Genomic DNA, 20810 nt, shown 5'->3' on the forward strand with positions numbered 1-20810 from the left:
AAAGTCACCCGCTTTTCTTTTGATTGTATCGTTCTGTTTTGTACCATTTAACCTCTTGCTTGAACAGGCGGTGCTTGATTTCTACGAATAAAGAATAAATCACGAGCACAATCCAAGCCTGAGAGTATGTAAAGTACATCAGAAAAACGATGAAAAAGTTTTGCCTGTTCATTTCTGTTTTTTCGATGCTCAGTGTAATCATGACCTCCGTCATAAATAGAAAGAAAGCCAAAATCCATAAGATGATCGACAAAAAACCGAATGAAAGATGCAGATTATAAAATAAATTGATCACAAAAAGCGCATTTGACATGATGACGCCAAAGAAAAACAAAAAATACGTAAAAAAGAAATAAAACAAATCGAAAATAATCCGTTTTCTCTTCAGCTTGAAAAACTGAGCCAAAAATTTCAGGACGACATACTGGTTGCCGCGCGCCCATCTTGTCCGTTGACGCCACCAGACTTTCCACGTTTCCGGCTCCTGTTCCCAAGTGACGGCCGCCGGAAAGAAGCGGATGTGGTAGCCGAGGTTGTAGACCCGGATTGTAAGCTCGGTATCTTCGGCCAGCGCCTTATCATCCCAGCCGCCCAGCTCTTCAATAATGCTTCTTCTGATGGCAAAATTGGTGCCGGGGATCGTGGCGATTTTGAACCATTTCCATCTCCCGCCCTGTGCCATCCATTGGAAACAAATCGTTTCGATGTTGATAAATTTTGTGAGCAATGTTTTCGCCGCATTGATGACGCGGAATTTTCCCACCACCGCTCCGGCTTTCTGATCATTCATGAGCCCGAGGACAAGGTAATAAACAGCCATTTTTTCCGGCGTGTTGTCGGCGTCATATACACAAATGACGTCCCCGTTTGATTCGGCAAAACCGCAATTGAGCGCTGACGATTTACCTTTTCCGGCATACGGGGGTTTGGTCACGACCATTTTAATAAAGTCGTATTGTCTGGAAAATTCGCCTACGATGTCACCCGTCCGGTCGGACGAATTGTCGTTGATGACGATAATCTCCAGCCGGTCTTTCGGATAATAGAGGTTGACCATTGCCTTCAGCGTCTGCCGAATCACGACCTCTTCGTTATGCGCCGGAATCAGTACGCTGACTTTCGGGAGATCCTTCACGTGCTCTTTCCACTTCGGAATGTTCCGTTCGAAGGTCATATAGTGGCGGAATCCGCCCTGCATCAGAAACATGTGATACAGAAGCATGACCCATATTAAGCTTAACGAGACTAGGAACAGAACATTACCCACGGCTTCTTCTCTCCTTAAAGATTCGTTTTTTTAATGTGGCTCTCAAGTAAAGGGTGTAGCTCACAAACATGACAACAAACAAGAGCACAATAAGGGAGAGAATCCAAAGCGCCTTTTCCAGCGGGCTTTGCTGGTGATGATCGAAAAACGTCTCAATGGCGCTGACTTTGCTTTTGACTTGAATCGTTCCATCTCCGCTTGTGTGAATTTCTACTTTATCTGTTTTAACGGTTTGCTTTGTCTTTTTAACATCGAGCCATTCGCTGTTTGGAATGCGTTCCATCTGATCAACCAGTTCAGGGAGATATTTCATTCCAAGATAAGGATGGTAAAATGCGCCGGCTACTCCGCCTTGAAAATCGATCATTTGAGAGATGCGCTCCTCGACTTTGCCGAGCGGATTTTGATCCGATTGATCGACATAGCCGATCGTCTCAGGATAGAGCGTCATCCCATGGAGCATGACCGGATTCGTAACAAAAGGCCCGGCGCCTGATGTTTTCCATGTTGTATCACTAAGCTGAACCTGGCCGAACAAGCTTGTGAAATACTGTGAGGCGATTTGATAGCCGTGCTCTGACATCGTATAGTGCGGCGCTTCAAACGCGAGCGGATACAGCCCTTCCGCGGTGAGATCCTCAATAGCGTTCGTCAGCTTCTGCCGCGTGTATGTTTCTTCATTTTTTCTGAACGGCTCCAAATAGTTTTGATATGCTTGTTCATTTGGAAAGTTCTGTTCCTTTTGCAAAAGGGTCGCGGGCTCTTCCGCATTTTGCGATGTGATCGGCTGATCGGCTTTGGCATCCCAAAACTCGAATCCTTCACCGGTTTCGCTGTAGCGGTATGTATGGGTATACCCGTGAACAATTACACTTCCGCCCATATCCTGCAGCTTCCTCAGTACTTTGACCAGCTTTGGCTTTTCAGACATATAGACTTTGTCGCCCGTTTCAGGATTGACATATACCGGAATTACAGAAAGGATAAAAGGAATATTTCGTTTATGCAGATAAGACCCGGCTTGGAGCAGCAGTTTTTCATCCGACATCGGGCTGATATCCTCAAGCCGCAAATATAAAAGCGTGCTGTCCGCCGTTTCACCAAATGCCTGTCTGAGCTGCTTAGCGGCGAGGAGGTTGTTGTTTAGCAAATCGGTTAAACCGATGTACACGTTTCCTTTGCCGGTTTTCCATACAAAAGGGTGCGCTTTTCCATCGTCAGCTTTGTATGTGTACATTGCTTTTCCCTTCAATCCTGATACGCCGAGGACACGAACTCCGCTTTCTAAAGAGGTATCGCTTTCTTCATTTGTGCTGCGAATCTGATACACATTGTCTTTGCTTTTGAGCGAAAGACCTGCGAATTGGCTGAACTGTCCGGCGTTAAAGCCGATTGCTATCACAGGTTTTTGGGAGGAGCTGATTAGCTGCGCGAGCTTCTTGCTCAGCTTTCTTTTTGTTTGGCCGTAATAGATGACGCGGTCTTTTCCTGCGAGATCCGATGCTTTGATATCTGTGTCTTTTACAACGGTCACACGGGATGTAAAATGGCCAGCGATAAGGTCGAGCATTTTCACATCGGCTGATTTTTTGCCATCCAGTGTTGAATAGACGATGAGAATGCCGTGCTCCTGCTGCTTTGCCTCGGCGGTGTCCGGAACATAAAAAGCCGCAGACAGGATAAGTACAGCCGCGTATAGAAGTAATATCCGCTTACAGTTCATTCATCATCATCTCGTTTTCTAGTTCTTCTAAAAATTGCTCAGCAGTTGTTAAATCGTTTTGATATGATAAGTGGCACACGTGGAAGGTCAAGGTGACATACTTGCCGTTTTTGAGCTGATAAGTGTCCAGCTGTTTCTTCAGTTTTTCAAGGACGGCGGGCATATGTTCAGCAGGCGTGTGTGTCAGCAGGATGCCGAACCGCTCCTCGGCAGGACGGAATTTTTTATCCGTTTCCCGGACACATGATCTGATTTGACTGCTGACAAATTGAAAGAGACGATCGGTTTCTTTTTCTCCGTACAGAGATTTGAACTCTTTGAAATAATGCATTTGAAGAAGCAAAAAAACAAACGAGTTGCCATACCGTTCCGCGCGCTTTATTTCTTCTGACAGCTCCAGCTTCATCCTCTGTTTATTATCAAAGCCTGTCACCCTGTCAATCGCAACAAAGCTTTTGATTTCGTCTTGAAGGTGTTTGACAGAGTGGTGAAGTCCGATCGCGATGTCATGAATTCTCCCTGACATAAAGGAAAACAGCAAAAGCGCTATTCCCCAGATGACGAGCATTTGTAGTCCCGTTTCAGACGAAGCGGCTCCTCCTTGGCCTGTGTGAAAAAACATCATCAAAGTTCCGAGAACAAACAGGACGATGATGGTCCCGGCCAGTGCGTAAATCGATCCGAGCCATATTCCCGCTGCGATGATGGCAAGTGTGATGCAAATGATGAGAATGGGTTCGGACTGCTGGTCAGAGACATAATGGATGAATAATGCAAGAGCTGCTGCAAGCCCCGTCATATAAGTGAACATTTTTTGCGATTCATTGAATGATATTTTCATTTAAAAGCTTCCTTTCGGCTAACAGGGGCAGCAGATTATCAAAAGAATGCGTATCATTTCCGCTCATATATCCCCCATAATACGTCTCGGACGAATCAAGAATTTCAAAATCATTCATTCGATCATACAGCGCTTTGATGACGGCTTTATCTTCGTTTTGGTTGGTGAAAAATAAAATCGCCAACGCGTAGACGGATGGAGACTCGTATTGAACCGCCGGCTTTTTTGTATCGATCGAGTACCGGCCATACAGTTTTCCGCCGGTTTGAAACGTCTGTTTGAGCCAATCCGCTAATACAACGGCTTTTTGATCCTTCGGCGGTAAATGCCAAGCTGTGTAAAGCTGATCAATGAGATTGACTTCATGGTCATAGGTGTATGCTTTCGTTTCTGTACTGTACGCTTTCGGGAGAAAACCGTTTTTCAAAGGGGCGTGATAAAGAATGTTGGCATTCCGCCTTTCGGTTTCCTTATCTATCACTCCGTTTTTTTTCAAGATGGATAGAGCATCTGGCATGATATAGGAAAGCGTGATATCCTTTGATGCGGATTGAGAGGCGGAGTCGTAAAAGTCCGTCAATATCCCGTTGTTCATGTTGTGCGTTTTTAATGCGGCACCGATGTTCAGAGCGGTTTGTCTATACTCGCTGTTTCCCCATAGAGCTGCCGCTTGATCGAGGCTCATCATGATTCTGAGATCATCGATCAGGGCGTTCACACCGCTTGGCTGGCCGTTTTGGATTTGCCATGACACCAGGTTGTTTTTCATAAGGAAGGATTCGGTCAGGTGCTGATATTGCTCATGAAAATGTTCGCCGTCTTTTTTGCTGATCAAAAACTCCATCCACAAGCCAAGCGATTCCGACAAGTAAACAGGCTGGTCAGAAAAGCTGGTTTTGATCAGCCCCTGATCGCTCATTAAATGATGGTAAACGAATTGTTCGGCAGGCTGCAGCGCTGCATCATTTTTGTCATCATCTGACTGATCTTCAGCTTTGATACAACCGACGGCCAGACTGACGGATAAAAAGCACAGGATCATACCAATCCATATATACCTCATGGGTGCTTTCACGATAGATCACCCCGAATGTTTTTTAGAATGATTTTGACTTATTTATTATAAATGAAAAAATGGAGATTGCTAGATTTTTTTGATCTTTTTGGACTATCCAAAAAGAGGACGTAAGTCCAATAATAAAATGTTTTTCCATCAATAGCAGGATTTTCGTATTGCTTTTTCGAGAAAAAATATCAAAAAGAATAAACAGAGGACGTGAATGAACATCATCAGAAATACCGAAGTGGGGCTCTTACTTGAGAAAAAATGTGGGAAAACCGTTTTGCTGCAGGCCTTGAGCTTCCGGAAAAAGACGCGATCTTGGTGAGCCATTTTTTGTAGCATTTATTCAGCTGTAAGATGAAGCCATGTTTTACCGGCGGAAGGCGGATCAGGCCTTTAACAACCAGCTGAAGCGTGCTTGCTTTTTGTTCTATCAGCACTCGGATGACGCCATGCTAAAGAACTGACAGCCGCCGGAAGATGCATATATAACGGATAAAAACATAACATGGACATATGCGGTGTCGCATGATTCGGCATACGGAACGTATTTTTGCAATTCAGCTGGATGAGATGGAGCATGAACCTATATAATATGGGTTAAAGCGTTACTAAAGGGGAGGAACGTGATGGACAAGGAAAAACAGCAATTGAGCATTGAAGCTGCGAGGCTCTACTATCAGTCTGACTACAGCCAGCAGCAAATTGCCGAACAGCTGCAGATTTCAAGACCGACGGTATCAAGGCTGCTGCAGTTCGCCAAGGAAAAGGGGTATGTTCAAATTCGCGTCATGGACCCGTTTGAAGATATGGATGCGCTCGGTGCGATGCTTGAGGAAAAATACGGGCTTCTAGAAGCGCATGTTGTCTTTTCGCCGACCGCGGATTATACGACCATCACGCATTATCTCAGCCGCTTCGGGGCCGAATATATGCACGGCGCAGTCAAGGACGGCGACATTGTCGGCGTCAGCTGGGGGACGACGATGTACCAAATCGCCCAAAATATGCAGCCTAAACAGGTGAAGGGCGCAGAGGTCGTACAACTGAAGGGCGGAATCAGCCATTCCAGCGTCAACACTTATTCGTCTGAAACGATTCAGCTGTTTGCCGAAGCTTTTCAAACGATGCCGAGGTATTTGCCGCTTCCGGTCGTGTTTGACAATCCGGAAGTTAAACAGATGGTTGAGCAGGACAGGCATATTAAGCGGATCATAGAAATGGGCAAACAGGCGAACATTGCGTTATTTACAGTCGGTACGGTCCGCGATGAAGCCCTGCTGTTCAGGCTGGGGTATTTTCATGAAGAGGAAAAAGCTCTTCTGAAAGAACGTGGAGTCGGCGATATTTGTTCGCGCTTTTTTGATGCGGAGGGAAACATTTGCAGCCATGCTATCGACTCGCGGACGATCGGCATTGAATTGGCTGACTTGAGGGAAAAAGAACGGTCGATTCTCGTAGCGGGCGGCAGTCGGAAAAAAGCCGCTATTCATGGTGCACTAAAAGGCAAGTATGCCAATGTGCTGATTATTGATCAGCATACGGCGAAAGAACTGCTAGATGATTAAAGTGTCCAGGAAGAACTGCCTGGATTTTACTTTATTTTCTATTGAACAAAATTTCATATGATAATTTACATTTGTTCAGAAATCGGTTATGCTGAAAATATCTTATACAAAGGAAGTGCTAGTATATGACGATTGCAAATCTCATTGATCATACAGCATTAAAACCGCATACACAAAAATCCGAGATTAAGAAATTAATAGAAGAAGCGAAAACATACCAATTCGCTTCAGTCTGCGTCAACCCGACATGGGTTGAATTTGCCGCCAAAGAGCTGAAGGGAACGGAAATCGACGTTTGCACGGTTATCGGTTTTCCGTTGGGCGCCAACACGACAGAGACAAAAGCATTTGAAACAAAAGACGCGATCGCAAAAGGCGCGACAGAGGTGGACATGGTCATCAACATCGCCGCTTTAAAAGACGGAGATGATGACTTTGTCGAGGCGGACATCCGTGCGGTCGTTGAAGCCGCAAAAGGTAAAGCGCTTGTTAAAGTCATCATTGAAACGTGTCTGTTGACAGACGAGGAAAAAGAGCGGGCCTGCCGCTTGGCTGTTGCTGCGGGTGCCGATTTTGTCAAAACTTCAACCGGGTTCTCAACCGGCGGAGCGACAGCGGAAGACATCGCCCTCATGCGGAAAACAGTCGGACCTGACATCGGTGTCAAAGCATCCGGAGGTATTCGAACAAAAGAGGACGTTGAAAGCATGATCTCAGCAGGAGCGACCCGGATCGGTGCAAGCGCAGGCGTTTCCATCGTCAGCGGAGCAGAAGGAAAAAATGAAGATAACTACTAAGATCCAGTGCGGCGGGAAGCGGAAGCTTCCTGCGCGCAGATACAAAAATGTAAGCGAATACATCACCAGGAGGATCAAAACATGAAATATCTCATCGGGCTCATTGGTTTATTTGTCGTCTTAGGGCTTGCATGGCTGGTCAGCAGCGGAAAGAAAAGAGTGAAGTACCGTCCGGTTATCGTCATGATCGTGCTGCAATTCGCATTGGGATATATATTGCTGAACACGGGTATCGGAAACTATCTTGTCGGCGGTTTTGCCAAAGGCTTCGGGTATTTGCTTGAATATGCCGCAGAAGGTGTTAATTTTGTCTTTGGCGGACTGGTGAATGTGAATGAATCCACATTCTTCATCAGCGTGCTTCTCCCGATTGTTTTTATTTCTGCTTTAATCGGTATTCTGCAATATTGGAGAATCCTTCCGTTTATTATAAAATATATTGGTCTTGCGCTCAGCAAAATCAACGGGATGGGCAAACTGGAGTCATACAACGCCGTTGCCTCGGCGATACTGGGGCAATCTGAAGTATTCATTTCGTTAAAAAAACAGCTGGGCCTGCTGCCTAAGCACAGACTTTATACGCTGTGCGCTTCGGCGATGTCAACCGTCTCGATGTCTATCGTCGGCGCCTATATGACGATGCTCAAGCCCGAATACGTTGTCACCGCGCTAGTCTTGAACTTATTCGGCGGATTTATTATCGCATCGATTATCAATCCTTATGAAGTCGATCGAGAACATGATATGGTAGAGGTACAGGAAGAGGAAAAACAATCCTTCTTTGAAATGCTGGGCGAATATATTATGGACGGCTTTAAAGTCGCCGTCGTCGTGGCCGCCATGCTGATCGGATTTGTCGCGATCATTGCAATGATTAACGGCATTTTCAGCGCCGCATTAGGGATATCATTCCAGGAACTGCTCGGATTTATTTTTGCGCCGTTTGCCTTCCTGATGGGTATCCCATGGCATGAAGCGGTGAATGCTGGAAGTATCATGGCAACCAAAATGGTCTCAAATGAATTTGTCGCGATGCAGTCTCTCGCACAAGGCAGCTTCCATTTCAGCGGCCGCACCGAAGCGATTGTTTCCGTCTTCCTCGTCTCATTTGCCAATTTCTCATCGATCGGTATTATCGCCGGTGCGGTTAAAGGACTGAATGAGAAACAAGGAAACGTCGTCGCACGCTTCGGCTTGAAATTGCTGTACGGCGCAACGCTCGTCAGTTTCCTGACAGCGACCGTTGTAGGATTGATTTATTGATAAACTTTGAAAAAAGGACTGGTGATCACAATGAGAATGGTTGATATCATCACAAAGAAACAAAATGGAGAAGAATTGACAACAGAAGAAATTCAATTTTTCATTAAAGGCTACACTGACGGAAGCATTCCTGACTATCAGGCGAGCGCTCTGGCGATGGCCATCTATTTTCAGGACATGACAGACAGAGAACGGGCCGATCTCACGATGGCGATGGTCAACTCAGGCGAAACGATCGATCTTTCCGCGATTGAAGGTATCAAAGTCGACAAACACTCAACAGGAGGCGTCGGCGACACGACGACGCTCGTACTTGCACCGCTTGTCGCGGCTCTCGACGTCCCGGTCGCCAAAATGTCGGGACGCGGCCTCGGACACACAGGGGGAACTATTGACAAGCTCGAAGCAATCAAAGGGTTTCACGTGGAACTTTCTAAAGACGAATTCATCGAGCTCGTCAACCGCGACAAGGTCGCCGTCATCGGCCAAAGCGGAAACTTGACGCCTGCTGACAAAAAACTGTACGCCCTCCGCGATGTGACAGGCACGGTCAATTCAATCCCGCTGATTGCCAGCTCGATCATGAGCAAGAAAATCGCTGCTGGGGCGGACGCGATTGTCCTTGACGTCAAAACAGGCGCCGGCGCTTTTATGAAAACCGATGAAGACGCCGTCAACCTTGCAAAAGCGATGGTCCGCATCGGAAACAATGTCGGCCGCCAAACGATGGCCGTCATCTCCGACATGTCTCAGCCGCTGGGATTTGCCATCGGAAATGCACTTGAAGTGAAAGAGGCGATTGATACATTAAAAGGCGAAGGTCCTGAAGACTTGACTGAGCTTGTCTTAACATTGGGCAGCCAAATGGTCGTCCTCGCCAAAAAAGCGGAGACCCTTGACGAAGCGAGAGAGAATCTGATCGATGTAATGAAAAACGGAAAAGCGCTGCAAAAATTCAAAGACTTCCTGCAGAACCAAGGCGGCGACAGCTCTGTCGCGGATAACCCCGAAAAGCTGCCTCAGGCTGCCTATAAAATCGACGTTCCTGCCAAAGAAGCGGGTGTCGTTTCTGAAATCGTCGCCGATCAAATCGGCGTCGCGGCCATGCTGCTGGGCGCCGGCCGCGCAACAAAAGAAGACAAAATCGACCTCGCCGTCGGCATCATGCTCCGCAAAAAAGTCGGCGACGCAGTCGAAAAAGGCGAACCATTGGTTACCCTATACGCAAACCGCGAAAATGTCGATGACGTCATCGCAAAAGTCTACGACAACATCCAAATCGCGGAAACAGCCGAAGCACCGAAGCTTGTGCATACGGTGATTACGGAATAGAGGAACATGCAAAACAGCACAGACCCTTGGGTGTGTGCTGTTTTTTTGATGTCGTAAGATTTGAGGAAGGTCATTTCAACTAAGCCCCTGGTTGCAACTTCAAAGAATATCGAGTGTGGCTTGAATTGATCGATTCAAGAAAATCCAAGAAAACCAAGTCCATTATCCTATTTACCTATTTTGGATGATATTGTAATATGAAAAAGGTCTGATTTACAAGAACGTTAGATTCCCCCGTAAAGCAACAATATACCTAACCGAAATACAGTGGAATAAGCGAATAGTAACGTGTGGATTTTTATTTTCTGAAAAATGAGGTGAACCCGATATGTCTAACCATGCTGCTAAAATCTCTTCTTTGGAAAAAGATATTTCTTCTTTATCTCACAATATAAAGGATACCCAAAGCAAAATCGCTGAACTGAAAAAAGCAAAAACAGCTATTACCGGTGAACTTCACACCCTTTCAAACAATGCCACTCTCATCAATCAGCCAGATATTACATCACATATATGGAATGGCAGACATACAAATCAATTTATCAATATTAGATCAAACATTGCACACAGCTATCAAAACATACAGAGAGAAACAGATGGTCTGATTTCGCATATTGAGCAAGAGATTGAAAATCTTGAAATGCAAATTTCTAATATGGAGATGTTTCTAAGTATACAAAAACAACAGCTTACAGATATAAAAAAACAAGTCAATCATTGAGGTGAAATAATGGCAGATATAAAGGTAAAAGCAGAAGAAGTCAAAACGGTGTTTTCAAGCCTTCAGACAAAAATCAGCGCACTTTCGATATCAGGTTCAAAAGCCGATATCTCTAATTCTTCAATGGATGTAGTGAACAAAATAAAAAAAATCGAAAAGGAATACGAGCAACTACTAAAAAAATACAAGGAGGCGCTATCTTCAGTTGAAAAGGACGCATGGTCAAACATTAAAGTCCTGATTGATACTGATAAAAACATCTCTCAAAAAATGAAATAAGGAGGGCTGGTTTTCTCTTGAAAGTTTTAGATGTTTCTGAAGTCATTGACGCGATTGACCAATTGATTAAGGAAAAAAAGCAAGAGGAAAAAGAGATCAACGCCATAAGGGAAAGTGTACAAAAAATTGCAGAGCTTGATGATGCATTAAAAGGAGAAGGCGGAAATGCGATCAAAGAACACTTTTCTGTTCTTCATCTTCCCGTACTGCTTTATTTTCAGCACTTTATAGATCAATACATACAGAATTTAAAAGATATTAAAGCAAAAATCAGAACTTATGAATCAACAGAGGGTTTTGTAAAAGAAGAATTTCTGACGCATGACGTCAAAAAGGGCTTAACAGAACTGAAACGTCAAACGAATGATACGGTTGATTCGATTAATGACGAAGTTGATAAAATCAGCCACTTAATTGGGGGCGGATCTATCTCTTTGGCATCATTTAATGAGCATATTTCCGAAGCCAAAAAACATGTGAACAACACGGTGTCTGATTTAAAAGAGCTTGATCGCGATGCTAATTCTATATTAAAACAATCGTCAAATTCGATCGCTCAGCTATCCAAGCTCACTGAAAAGGTGAACACTTGGTCAAAGGGAGGCGCGATCTTATCTAAAAAAACGATTAAAGAGGTTGAAAACTACTTTTCTGAAACAGATGTCGTTAAACAAATGATTGACGAAGCCGTTGATTTAGCAGAAAAACAAGACGATCCGACAATGATGGGCAGAATCGCTGAATGGCTTGATTTAATCGGAACAGGAAACGGCGCGTTGGCCGTAACAAAAGGCGTCATAGCTGTGAATGTACTGGCGACGAAAATGATAGAGCTTGAAAAAGACGGAAAAGGGAACTTCCGCGTAAAAGCCTCTCCGAAATGGACGCAAGGAGCTAACGGAAAATACGATTCCAAGGTGGCTCAGTTTGTTTACAACATCCTGAAAAAAGGCGATCCAAACTCAAGCAAACCAATCAAAAAATGGCTCGGCAAATTTCAAAATAAACCAAGCGGCCTTTTGAGAAAGATTGTTGGATTGGGGCCTAACACAACAAGGATCTCCTACAAGAAAATTTTGGAGAGCCAAAGTTTCCTAAAGCATAAGCCAGAGGAACTGAAGAGTTATAAGACTAAGGTTGATGTGAAAGGGACTCTTGGGAAGTTTAAGGATGAAGTAGCTCCTGGAAAACTATTTAAAAAAGTCCCTGGAGTAGGTACCGTATTTTCCTTTGTGACTAATTTTTCTGAATTCATTAATGATGATAACAAGGGGAAGTCTACCCTTGAAATATCTGGACGAGTGGCAGCTGGCTTTGGAATGGATGCGGGAGTAGCAGGTGTGACTGTTGGTGGTGCTGCATTAGGGTCACTTATATGCCCAGGCCCCGGAACTCTTATTGGGGGAGCTATTGGAGCTGGTATTGGAATAACCGGATCTATATTTGTTGGCGACACAGTAAAAGAGTGGGGAGAAGATGCTGGTGAATGGGTAGAAGACAGATGGGATGATATGAAAGACTGGACCGACAAACAATTATCGAATATCTCTGATTCAGTTTCAGAGGGTTTATCAAAAGCAGAGGACTTTGTGACTAGTTGGTTTCGATAGGGGGAATTTAAAGTGTCTAAAATTATATTAACTACTAATGAACTTGTTGCCGCATTGTTATTATGCAGATATGAAAAAGCTGCTGAGGATATTATTAATGAGCAGAAGATAATTCAAGATGAAAAAGACATTGAACCATTTTCAATTCAAACCGAAAATCTTTTAAAACAAAGAGGATATTGGGATGATGACACAGAATCTAATTTACAAAAAGGGTTAGAAAACCTGATTCACTTACTCATTCAATCAAAGCGAAAAGTTCGCTGTATCCATCGGAAAAGAGTGTTGATTGTACATCATGTTCAAAAAGATGAACTCATTGTGCAGGAGATAGAAAATCAAAATCATAGTTTTTCGATTTTAAGAAGCAGAGAGTCGTTTTTAGAAATGTTGAAAACATTTTATCATTCATATACGGATAAAAACCCAGAACATGAAATTTTTGAAATGGATGATGATTCATTTGATGAATTTCACGAAGTAGAAGCTGAGGTTATTAAAAGAATGGCGGAGGATCCAAAAACTCACCCATCTATTAGTCAGTTCTCTTTTGATTTTCTAAAAAACAATCAAGAGCTTGATAATATTTCATTTTTTGAAAGCGACTATATTACAAGCCAATCAAGATTAGATCAAGCTGTATTCTTATTAAGAAGTGATGATTTTATTTGGCATTTAGATTATGAGAATATAAAAAAAACCGGTTCACTTTTTCTTCAGCCTGTGGCAGTAAATGAATATTTCGAGAAAATAGTAAATACAATGAATGAGTTTTTTGATTTGTAGAAAAAGAAAGGACAAGTGGATTTATGTTTTCTATAAAAAAAAGCGGTATTTTTTGGATGCGAAGTAATGCAGTTTTCATGTTATTAGTGGTACTTTTGTTGATAAACATCCCATATTGGAATCGAGATGACAGCGGTATCTCATTATTTTTATTTATATTTTTCGCGGAATGTTTCTTGGTTTTACTTTCTTTGGTGTACGGTTTTAATACAAAAAAAATATATGCTAGTCCGAGGAAAAAAATATTCAAGAAATCAAACCTAATAGTAGGTACTATTACCGTCATTGCTATAAGTTTATTTTTAGGTTTTGTTTTAAGGGAACACATTCCATACCCAAGCGCCTTATTGTATATGTCTCTTACTATAAATTTCATTATGGCAATTATTTCATTGCTATTTCCTAACTGGGTGATAAAACAGTATGAATTTAATATATATGAAGAGTCAAGTGGATGGATAAACGATTTTTTACGCTATTTCTTATTTATTGCTTGGGCAATTAATTATGAAGTCCAGGTTGTTTTAGCCCGTCTGCCTTTTCTATTGCAGCGTTTAATGGGAATTGTTTTTATCATAGTGTTAGTCTTTTCTATAGCTTCAATATCCTCTATGTATTAAATATTAGAGGGGAATTAAATAGTTATAGGTGAAAAAACCGATTCTTTTCTCTGAGCAGCAATTCATTCTTTTGTGTTAACAGCTTTATAAGTTAATTAGGGTGTTTCTTAGGGCTGCGATTATTACAGCCCGTTTTTCATGTCCTTTTGAAATCCGGAAAGATTAGCGTATAATCACATTCATAACACCGTCATTCACTGGAAATCATATGACCAAAAGGAGTTCATTCATGAGCAAAGCCAGTTTTAGAGACTATGCATTAAGCGGCGATATTACGAAAGCGCTCGATCATTTAGGGTATAAGCAGCCGACTGCGGTGCAGAGCGAAGTGATTCCCGCGGTGCTTAAAAAGCGGGATGTTGTGGTGAAATCGCGGACGGGGAGCGGGAAGACGGCCGCGTTCGGAATTCCGCTTTGCGAGCTGACCGAATGGGAAGAGAACAAACCACAAGCCTTGGTTTTGACACCGACGCGCGAGCTTGCCGCTCAGGTTAAAGAGGATTTGACGAACATCGGCCGCTATAAAAGAATAAAAGCAGCGGCTGTTTACGGGAAGTCATCCTTTGAACGGCAAAAAACAGAGCTCAAGCAAAAATGCCATATCGTTGTCGGGACGCCGGGCCGCGTATTGGATCACATTGAAAAAGGAACCCTTCCATTAGAAAAACTGAAATACCTTGTCATCGATGAGGCCGATGAAATGCTGAATATGGGATTTATCGATCAAGTGGGAGCGATCATCCGCCATTTGCCTGAAAAACGGCTGACGATGCTGTTTTCAGCAACTTTTCCGGAGGATGTGGAGCAGCTATCCCTTCAATATATGAAAGACCCTTTGAAAATCGAGATTAAAGCAGGCGGTACGACAACCGCAGACATCGAGCATCAACTGATCATTGTAAATGAAAATGATTCATTTTCGCTTTTAGTGGATCTGTTCATTGTTGAGAACCCGGACAGCTGCATCGTCTTTTGCCGCACACAGGAGCAAGTGAATGAGTTGCAGCGGCGCCTATCCGTTTTGGGTTATCCGTGCGCGAAAATTCACGGCGGCATGCCTCAGGAGGATCGTTTTGCCGTGATGAACCGCTTTAGACGGGGAGCGTTTCGCTATTTAATCGCGACAGATGTGGCGGCAAGAGGGATCGACATTGAGAACATCACACATGTCATCAACTATGAGCTGCCATTAGATCAAGAAAGCTATGTGCATCGTACCGGAAGAACAGGCCGAGCCGGCAGTCGGGGAAAAGCGATTACTCTTGCCAGTCCGCGTGAAAAGAGGATGATCGCTGACATTGAAGACTATATCGGTTTTCATATTCCTATGATTGAGGCGCCGTCAAAAGAAGAAATTGCACGGGCAAAAGCAGCGTTTCAAAAGAAAATCAATAGGAAGCCGGAGCTTAAACAGGACAAGAGCGAATCGTTAAATAAGGAAATCATGAGGCTCTACTTTAACGGGGGAAAAAAGAAGAAGCTGAGAGCTGTTGATTTCGTCGGAACGATTGCTAAAATTGATGGCGTCTCCGCTGAGGATATTGGGATTATCACGATACAAGAGCAAGGTTCATTCGTTGAAATTTTAAACGGCAAAGGGCCGCTCGTCTTAGATGCGATGAAAAATACGACCGTGAAAGGGAAATTGCTGAAAGTGCATAAAGCGAGGTAATAAACTCAGGCTGCCGACTTTGTCGGGAGCTTTTTTGTTCGTAATAAACCTTGGATAAGCAGCATATGATGGATTGTCAAAAAATGAAAGCGCTTGAAAAGAAAGGAGAACAAATGAATATGAAAAAGTATTTCATCCAAGTCCTTGCATTGCTTTTCATCATGGCTGCATGTTTCGCGCCAAACCAAGCTTCTGCACAAACTCAAAAACCTGTTTTTTCAGAAGTGACGGTACATGATCCATCGATAATTAAAGCGAATGGCACATACTATGTCTTCGGCTCCCATTTAGCTTCGGCCAAATCGACGGACCTGATGAATTGGACGCAAATTTCCTCGAGTGTTCACGACGGCAATCCTCTGATTCCGAACGTCTATGAAGAATTAAAAGAAACCTTTGAATGGGCTGAATCTGATACGTTGTGGGCACCTGATGTCACCCAGCTTGAGGATGGCAAGTTTTATATGTATTACAACGCCTGCCGCGGGGATTCTCCGAGATCTGCCCTCGGGCTTGCTGTCGCAGACGACATTGAAGGCCCGTACAAAAATAAAGGCATTTTCCTAAAGTCGGGAATGGACGGGATCAGCAATGACGGCACGCCTTATGACGCGACAAAGCACCCAAATGTCGTCGATCCGCATACATTCTTTGATCAAAAAGGAAAACTGTGGATGGTGTACGGCTCCTATTCCGGGGGAATTTTTATTTTAGAAATGGATAAGAAAACCGGACTTCCGCTTCCGGGACAGGGGTACGGCAAAAAGCTGATCGGCGGCAATCACAGCCGGATTGAAGGCGCATACATTCTCTACCATCCTGAAACGCAGTATTACTACCTGTACATGTCCTTCGGGGGACTTGCCGCTGACGGCGGGTACAACATTCGCGTCGCCCGCTCCAAAAACCCTGACGGCCCTTATTATGATGCAGAAGGCCACGCGATGATTGACGTCCGCGGCAAAGAAGGAACGTTTTTTGACGATCGTTCAATCGAACCGTACGGTGTTAAACTGATGGGAAATTTCTCATTTAGCAATCAAAACGGCTATGTATCGCCGGGCCATAACTCTGCCTTTTACGATGAAAAAAGCAGCAAATCGTATTTAATCTTCCACACCCGCTTCCCGGGACGGGGCGAGGAGCACGAAGTCCGCGTCCACCAATTGCTGATGAACAAACAAGGCTGGCCGGTTGTCGCCCCTCACCGCTATGCCGGAGAGAAGCTCGAAAGGGTGAAAAAGTCAGATGTGATTGGCGACTACGAATTGGTGAGGCACGGTAAAGACATCTCCGCAGATATCAAAAAATCGAAAGAAATCCGCTTAAATCAAAATGGCAAAATAACAGGAGCAGTGTCCGGGAAGTGGAAGAACACGGGAGACAACAAAATAGAACTCAAGATCGACGGAAAAACCTACGATGGCGTGTTTTTGCGTCAGTGGGATGCGGCTTCTGAGCGTAAGGTGATGACGTTTAGTGCGTTGTCTCGTGAGGGAGATGCGGTTTGGGGAAGCATGTATAGATAAATAATGATGGGGGGAGATATTTTTAGCTTCCCTCTTTTTAGTTTATACATTGGAAATTATATTGGATGAAATCTCTAATTAGAGTATAATTTTGTTTAAAAGAATGGCTCTGTTAAAGTCTGTTGTTGAAAATTATTCTTTAATTTTCCGTATATCAAAATAAAATGTTATCTAATGCAGGGAGGGATATTTAGTTGGCTGAAAAGCAAAAAAGTGTTCCATTTTTGAAAAAATATTGGGTTTCTCAAATTGGTGTATTTTTATTGTCACAGATAATTTTTATTACATTTGAAACAACAGGATGGTTACCTAATTATAGAGAGATTGATGGAACACTATTTGGGAGAATTACGGAATCGTCAATTTTTATAGAATGGTTTACTTTTTATGAAACACCACAATTAAATTTACTTACTGTCTTTTTTGGCGTCTTCTTTCTTGTGCCTGGAATAATAAGTGCATTAAAAAACGTATTTTCGCCTAGACACCGTAGTAATAACTCTAAATAACGTGATTAAAAATAAATATAGTTTATTAAAATGAATAAAGTTTGAGAAGAGTTTTACTTAGACTATTGGGTGGGATACTTCAATAAAGAGGGTATCGCATTTTTTATTGGGTCTAAAGGATCAGGTTAATGCAAAAAGGATTACAAATTTTGGTGACCAATTTAATGCTAATACTCCTTCAAATGGGGAGGAGAGAATAATGGAGTTCATACCAATTAATATAAGTAAACATAAGGATTATGTTATACCTTTTCGTAAAGATTCTTTCATTGTTAGTTTTGGTACAGATAAAGATTCTGGAGATGAAAATAAATATCTGGATTGGTTAAAACAACAGATAGAAAAAAAACCAAAGGTTTTGCGTTAGTTGAACAAACCTATTATAAAAATAGAACTTCCATATATTTGGGGTTTCCGTTGTTTATAAGTAAATCAACATTATACTTTAACAGAGCCAAAAGAATATTGAAATTACTTTGAGGAGACAATATGACTAAAAGGCAATTATTAATCATTAGTTTGGATTCTTTCTCAAATTATTTAATTGAACTAAATACAAAATTTGAAAATTCCGATAAACATTTTATAAGAAAGAATGCAGTTTTATTAACAAATTTTTTGGGCATTTTATTTTTAAGCTATCTGATAGCAGGAATATTTTATATATTTCTTATGATCACGCCAATAATCATTGAGATCTTAAAATTCACCATCAATAATTTTTTCTACATAAAATATGTTTTTTTGAACCCTATAGATTCAAATATAGTTTTTGAAAAGATGATTTTTGACCAGCAGATATTAATTTCAAAAATGCTATCAATATCACTATTCATTGACTTTAAAACACTGTTGACCGTAATTTTAATTGTTTTGTTAATAGCTGTAGGAATAGTCCTACTAAAAAAACCGGTTAAAGGAGACATGCCGAGGATAATCGGTTATGTAAGCTCTATACTAAGAATATCCTGTGTAAATGTACAATTTAATCTTAAACAACTTATTTTTGCTGGCCTATTTTGCTTTATTGGATCATATTTATCTTATTTTGTTCTTGAGAAATACCTCTCTTTTTTGTTGATTTTTCTTATCTGGATATCAATATATGTATTGATTTGGATGAATTTAGCTGAATTGAAAGAAGATAAATTAGCAAGAAAGTTAATTTTATATTGTCTTTTTGCTCCGATATCAATATCCACTATTGCTGTTAGTTTGAATGACTCCTATGAAAAAATACTATTATGTATTGTGACAATTTATTTCTCTTTAGAAAGAATAATAACTACTATCCAAGAACTAGTTGAAAAAATTAACGAAGGTGCAGATATAATTTTTGCATGGAACTTTTTTTCACCTGAAGATTGTGAAAGAATTAAGATTAGACAGCATATTGACGGCAATGTAAGTACTTTGATTAAGCATGATTTTGCTTTTCAAAGTTTGATCTTGTATAGAAGTCTAAGACCGGATATTGAAAAGGCTGAAATGTTAGCGAGACAAGCTATAGAAAAACAAGATGAAGTACAATTTTCTAAAATGTTGTTAGTGAACATTCTCATTGAAAAAGATGAACATAATAATTTAAGAGAAATAGTCAGCTTGATTAGGGATATTAAAAATGATCAAAATAACTCTGATTTTGTATGGTTAGATATAGATGAAGTTTTTATCCACTATGAATTAAAACTAGATCAACCTAGATATGAAGAAATAATCGAAATATTAGAAAATAAGAAAAAATATAAGGATGAGGAATACTATATATTAGGGATATGTTATTTAAACCAGGAAAATAAATTGAAGGCTAAAGAAAATTTTGAAAGAATTCAATTTAAAAAGAATTACACTCATTTAAATGCACTGCTGAAGAAATGTGATTGAGATATTGTGTATTGTAAAGTGCAAAGGTGTGAGGTTGATATAAATGAAGGCTGTCGGATAAATTTTATTGTGGGCAGCAAAGATAAAAGAACAACGAATCATTTTACAATTCAAGGTGAATGCGAAAGGAATTGTCCATTTTAATGGGAGTACACGAAAGTATAATTGAAATTGAGAATGAAGATTTTCAGTACTATTTAGAAGCACTAGAGGAATTAGAATATATTTAAGCTGCAAGCCGAGATCTCATCTCGGCTTTTTTCTTTAACCCCTTTCATTTTGACGAATCTTTTCCAATTCGATAACATAAAAATAGTTCACGAAGTGTAATATTAAACAAAAAGGATGGAGCGCAATGTGTACAAGTATCACGTTGACGACTGCGGGTCGGGAGCATTTATTGGCGAGGACGATGGATTTTGATTTTGAGCTTAATGGGGAAGTGCTGTTGCATCCGCGGCGTTACAAATGGAAAAGTGAAGCGGACGGCTGCGAGCATGCCGGTCGGTATGCGTTTATCGGGATGGGCAGAAGGCTTAAGAATGCTCTGTTTGCCGACGGTGTGAATGAAAAAGGATTGTCTTGCGCGGCGCTTTATTTCCCGGGCTATGCTGTGTATGAAAGCGAGACGAAAGAGCAATGCCGCAATCTTGCGCCGCACGAATTTGTGACATGGGTGCTGTCGGAATGCGGCGATTTGGAGGATGTGAAAAAAGCGGCTGTTTCCTTAAACATTGTGAAGAGAGAGGTCAGTTTGCTGAGCACGGTGACGCCGCTTCATTGGCTATTAACGGACCGCTCCGGTGCGAGCGTCGTTGTTGAACCGGCGGCCGGCGGTATTCAAATTCATGAAAATCCGGTCGGTGTGCTGACGAACAGCCCGGATTTTCCTTGGCATTTGACCAATTTGCGCAATTATATCGGTCTTCAGCCGGGACAGTTTGCCGCGAAAAAAATGGGAGACATGACGCTGTCGGCTTTCGGTCAAGGTTCCGGGCTGTCCGGATTGCCGGGAGACTTTACACCGCCATCCCGTTTTGTCAGGGCTGCAGTTTTGAAAGAGCACATGAAGCCTGTGTCCGATGAAACAGAAGGCGTCTCTGCCGCGTTTCATATTCTCTCCAATATGAATATTCCCAAAGGGATTGTCATGACTGACAATGGCGAAGACGATTACACCCAATATACGGCGGTGATGTGCAGCGAGACGTGCAGCTACTATTTTCACCATTATCAAAACAGGCAGATTCAAAAGGTTTGTTTATTACAGGAAGACCTGGACAGCAACGAATTAAAGGTGTTTCAGTCAAAGCAGGAAGAGACGGTTCATTCTCTTCAATCATAAA

19 protein-coding genes and 1 pseudogene are annotated in these 20810 nt (G+C 42.2%); 16 read left to right on the forward strand and 4 right to left on the reverse strand.

From position 1 onward, the window contains the following. Positions 1-4: 4 nt before the first annotated feature. The 4 genes from H2R00_RS15700 to H2R00_RS15715 are packed head-to-tail and all read right to left on the reverse strand — an operon-like array spanning position 5 to position 4894. Entirely contained in the window at positions 5-1267 is a 1263-nt protein-coding gene (locus H2R00_RS15700) for a glycosyltransferase family 2 protein (protein WP_182069702.1), read from the reverse strand. Next, positions 1260-2990: a DUF2334 domain-containing protein gene (locus H2R00_RS15705; protein ID WP_244958244.1), complete on the reverse strand. Its 1731-nt coding sequence runs from the start codon at positions 2988-2990 to the stop codon at positions 1260-1262. The genes H2R00_RS15700 and H2R00_RS15705 overlap by 8 nt, the downstream gene beginning before the upstream one ends. Further along, a complete protein-coding gene (locus H2R00_RS15710; RefSeq protein ID WP_182069712.1) occupies positions 2980-3831 on the reverse strand; it encodes a diguanylate cyclase domain-containing protein in 852 nt (283 codons plus the stop codon). Before H2R00_RS15710 ends, H2R00_RS15705 begins: the two co-directional genes overlap by 11 nt. Next, positions 3812-4894: a lipoprotein YdaJ gene (locus H2R00_RS15715; protein ID WP_182071095.1), complete on the reverse strand. Its 1083-nt coding sequence runs from the start codon at positions 4892-4894 to the stop codon at positions 3812-3814. Before H2R00_RS15715 ends, H2R00_RS15710 begins: the two co-directional genes overlap by 20 nt. A 365-nt stretch (positions 4895-5259) precedes the next feature. Here H2R00_RS15715 and H2R00_RS21290 point away from each other — a divergent pair. From H2R00_RS21290 to H2R00_RS15795, 16 genes and pseudogenes are all read left to right on the forward strand, one after another. Beyond that, positions 5260-5466, forward strand: a pseudogene (locus H2R00_RS21290) (DUF4275 family protein). A gap of 57 nt (positions 5467-5523) precedes the next feature. Next, positions 5524-6462 carry a DNA-binding transcriptional repressor DeoR gene (locus H2R00_RS15725; protein WP_154495458.1) on the forward strand — a complete coding sequence of 313 codons (939 nt, stop codon included), beginning with the start codon at positions 5524-5526 and terminating at the stop codon, positions 6460-6462. A gap of 125 nt (positions 6463-6587) precedes the next feature. Further along, the gene (deoC, locus tag H2R00_RS15730) at positions 6588-7259 is read left to right on the forward strand and encodes a deoxyribose-phosphate aldolase (RefSeq protein ID WP_154999719.1); all 672 of its coding nucleotides are present in this window, start codon (positions 6588-6590) and stop codon (positions 7257-7259) included. A gap of 81 nt (positions 7260-7340) precedes the next feature. Continuing rightward, the gene (locus H2R00_RS15735) at positions 7341-8522 is read left to right on the forward strand and encodes a NupC/NupG family nucleoside CNT transporter (RefSeq protein ID WP_154999721.1); all 1182 of its coding nucleotides are present in this window, start codon (positions 7341-7343) and stop codon (positions 8520-8522) included. 30 nt (positions 8523-8552) lie between these two features. Further along, positions 8553-9854, forward strand: coding sequence for a pyrimidine-nucleoside phosphorylase (locus H2R00_RS15740; protein ID WP_182069714.1), 1302 nt, complete (start codon positions 8553-8555; stop codon positions 9852-9854). Positions 9855-10182: 328 nt separating this feature from the next. Further along, positions 10183-10575, forward strand: a complete 393-nt coding sequence (locus tag H2R00_RS15745; protein ID WP_080624135.1) for a DUF5082 domain-containing protein — start codon at positions 10183-10185, stop codon at positions 10573-10575. A gap of 9 nt (positions 10576-10584) precedes the next feature. Beyond that, entirely contained in the window at positions 10585-10854 is a 270-nt protein-coding gene (locus H2R00_RS15750; protein ID WP_182069716.1) for a YwqI/YxiC family protein, read from the forward strand. Positions 10855-10871: 17 nt separating this feature from the next. Next, positions 10872-12464: a ribonuclease YeeF family protein gene (locus H2R00_RS15755; RefSeq protein ID WP_182069717.1), complete on the forward strand. Its 1593-nt coding sequence runs from the start codon at positions 10872-10874 to the stop codon at positions 12462-12464. 12 nt (positions 12465-12476) lie between these two features. Further along, positions 12477-13250: a phosphate signaling complex PhoU family protein gene (locus H2R00_RS15760; RefSeq protein ID WP_182069719.1), complete on the forward strand. Its 774-nt coding sequence runs from the start codon at positions 12477-12479 to the stop codon at positions 13248-13250. Between the two features lie 23 nt (positions 13251-13273). After that, positions 13274-13870, forward strand: a complete 597-nt coding sequence (locus tag H2R00_RS15765; RefSeq protein WP_182069721.1) for a hypothetical protein — start codon at positions 13274-13276, stop codon at positions 13868-13870. A gap of 229 nt (positions 13871-14099) precedes the next feature. Continuing rightward, the gene (locus H2R00_RS15770) at positions 14100-15542 is read left to right on the forward strand and encodes a DEAD/DEAH box helicase (protein WP_154999731.1); all 1443 of its coding nucleotides are present in this window, start codon (positions 14100-14102) and stop codon (positions 15540-15542) included. A 113-nt stretch (positions 15543-15655) separates the two neighbouring features. After that, the gene (gene abnB / locus H2R00_RS15775; RefSeq protein WP_154999746.1) at positions 15656-17071 is read left to right on the forward strand and encodes an arabinan endo-1,5-alpha-L-arabinosidase AbnB; all 1416 of its coding nucleotides are present in this window, start codon (positions 15656-15658) and stop codon (positions 17069-17071) included. A 194-nt stretch (positions 17072-17265) separates the two neighbouring features. Further along, complete coding sequence (locus H2R00_RS15780; RefSeq protein ID WP_154999733.1) at positions 17266-17580, forward strand: YfzA family protein; 315 nt, start codon at positions 17266-17268, stop codon at positions 17578-17580. 199 nt (positions 17581-17779) lie between these two features. After that, positions 17780-17947 (forward strand): hypothetical protein, encoded by a 168-nt coding sequence (locus H2R00_RS15785; protein WP_182069723.1) that lies wholly within the window; start codon positions 17780-17782, stop codon positions 17945-17947. Between the two features lie 122 nt (positions 17948-18069). Then, positions 18070-19464 (forward strand): hypothetical protein, encoded by a 1395-nt coding sequence (locus tag H2R00_RS15790; RefSeq protein WP_154999735.1) that lies wholly within the window; start codon positions 18070-18072, stop codon positions 19462-19464. A 355-nt stretch (positions 19465-19819) separates the two neighbouring features. After that, positions 19820-20809, forward strand: coding sequence for a penicillin V amidase (locus H2R00_RS15795; protein ID WP_154999737.1), 990 nt, complete (start codon positions 19820-19822; stop codon positions 20807-20809). Position 20810: the final 1 nt, after the last annotated feature.

The organism is Bacillus haynesii, assembly GCF_014042035.1.
In the GTDB taxonomy this organism is placed as follows: Bacteria; Bacillota; Bacilli; order Bacillales; family Bacillaceae; genus Bacillus; species Bacillus haynesii.

Coding starts and splice junctions, on each gene's coding strand:
- H2R00_RS15705 (WP_244958244.1), bottom strand. CDS start 2,990: ATGAACTGTAAGCGGATATTACTTCTATACGCGGCTGTACTTATCCTG.
- H2R00_RS15710 (WP_182069712.1), bottom strand. CDS start 3,831: ATGAAAATATCATTCAATGAATCGCAAAAAATGTTCACTTATATGACG.
- H2R00_RS15715 (WP_182071095.1), bottom strand. CDS start 4,894: ATGAGGTATATATGGATTGGTATGATCCTGTGCTTTTTATCCGTCAGT.
- H2R00_RS15725 (WP_154495458.1), top strand. CDS start 5,524: ATGGACAAGGAAAAACAGCAATTGAGCATTGAAGCTGCGAGGCTCTAC.
- deoC (WP_154999719.1), top strand. CDS start 6,588: ATGACGATTGCAAATCTCATTGATCATACAGCATTAAAACCGCATACA.
- H2R00_RS15735 (WP_154999721.1), top strand. CDS start 7,341: ATGAAATATCTCATCGGGCTCATTGGTTTATTTGTCGTCTTAGGGCTT.
- H2R00_RS15740 (WP_182069714.1), top strand. CDS start 8,553: ATGAGAATGGTTGATATCATCACAAAGAAACAAAATGGAGAAGAATTG.
- H2R00_RS15745 (WP_080624135.1), top strand. CDS start 10,183: ATGTCTAACCATGCTGCTAAAATCTCTTCTTTGGAAAAAGATATTTCT.
- H2R00_RS15750 (WP_182069716.1), top strand. CDS start 10,585: ATGGCAGATATAAAGGTAAAAGCAGAAGAAGTCAAAACGGTGTTTTCA.
- H2R00_RS15765 (WP_182069721.1), top strand. CDS start 13,274: ATGTTTTCTATAAAAAAAAGCGGTATTTTTTGGATGCGAAGTAATGCA.
- H2R00_RS15770 (WP_154999731.1), top strand. CDS start 14,100: ATGAGCAAAGCCAGTTTTAGAGACTATGCATTAAGCGGCGATATTACG.
- abnB (WP_154999746.1), top strand. CDS start 15,656: ATGAATATGAAAAAGTATTTCATCCAAGTCCTTGCATTGCTTTTCATC.
- H2R00_RS15785 (WP_182069723.1), top strand. CDS start 17,780: ATGGAGTTCATACCAATTAATATAAGTAAACATAAGGATTATGTTATA.
- H2R00_RS15790 (WP_154999735.1), top strand. CDS start 18,070: ATGACTAAAAGGCAATTATTAATCATTAGTTTGGATTCTTTCTCAAAT.
- H2R00_RS15795 (WP_154999737.1), top strand. CDS start 19,820: ATGTGTACAAGTATCACGTTGACGACTGCGGGTCGGGAGCATTTATTG.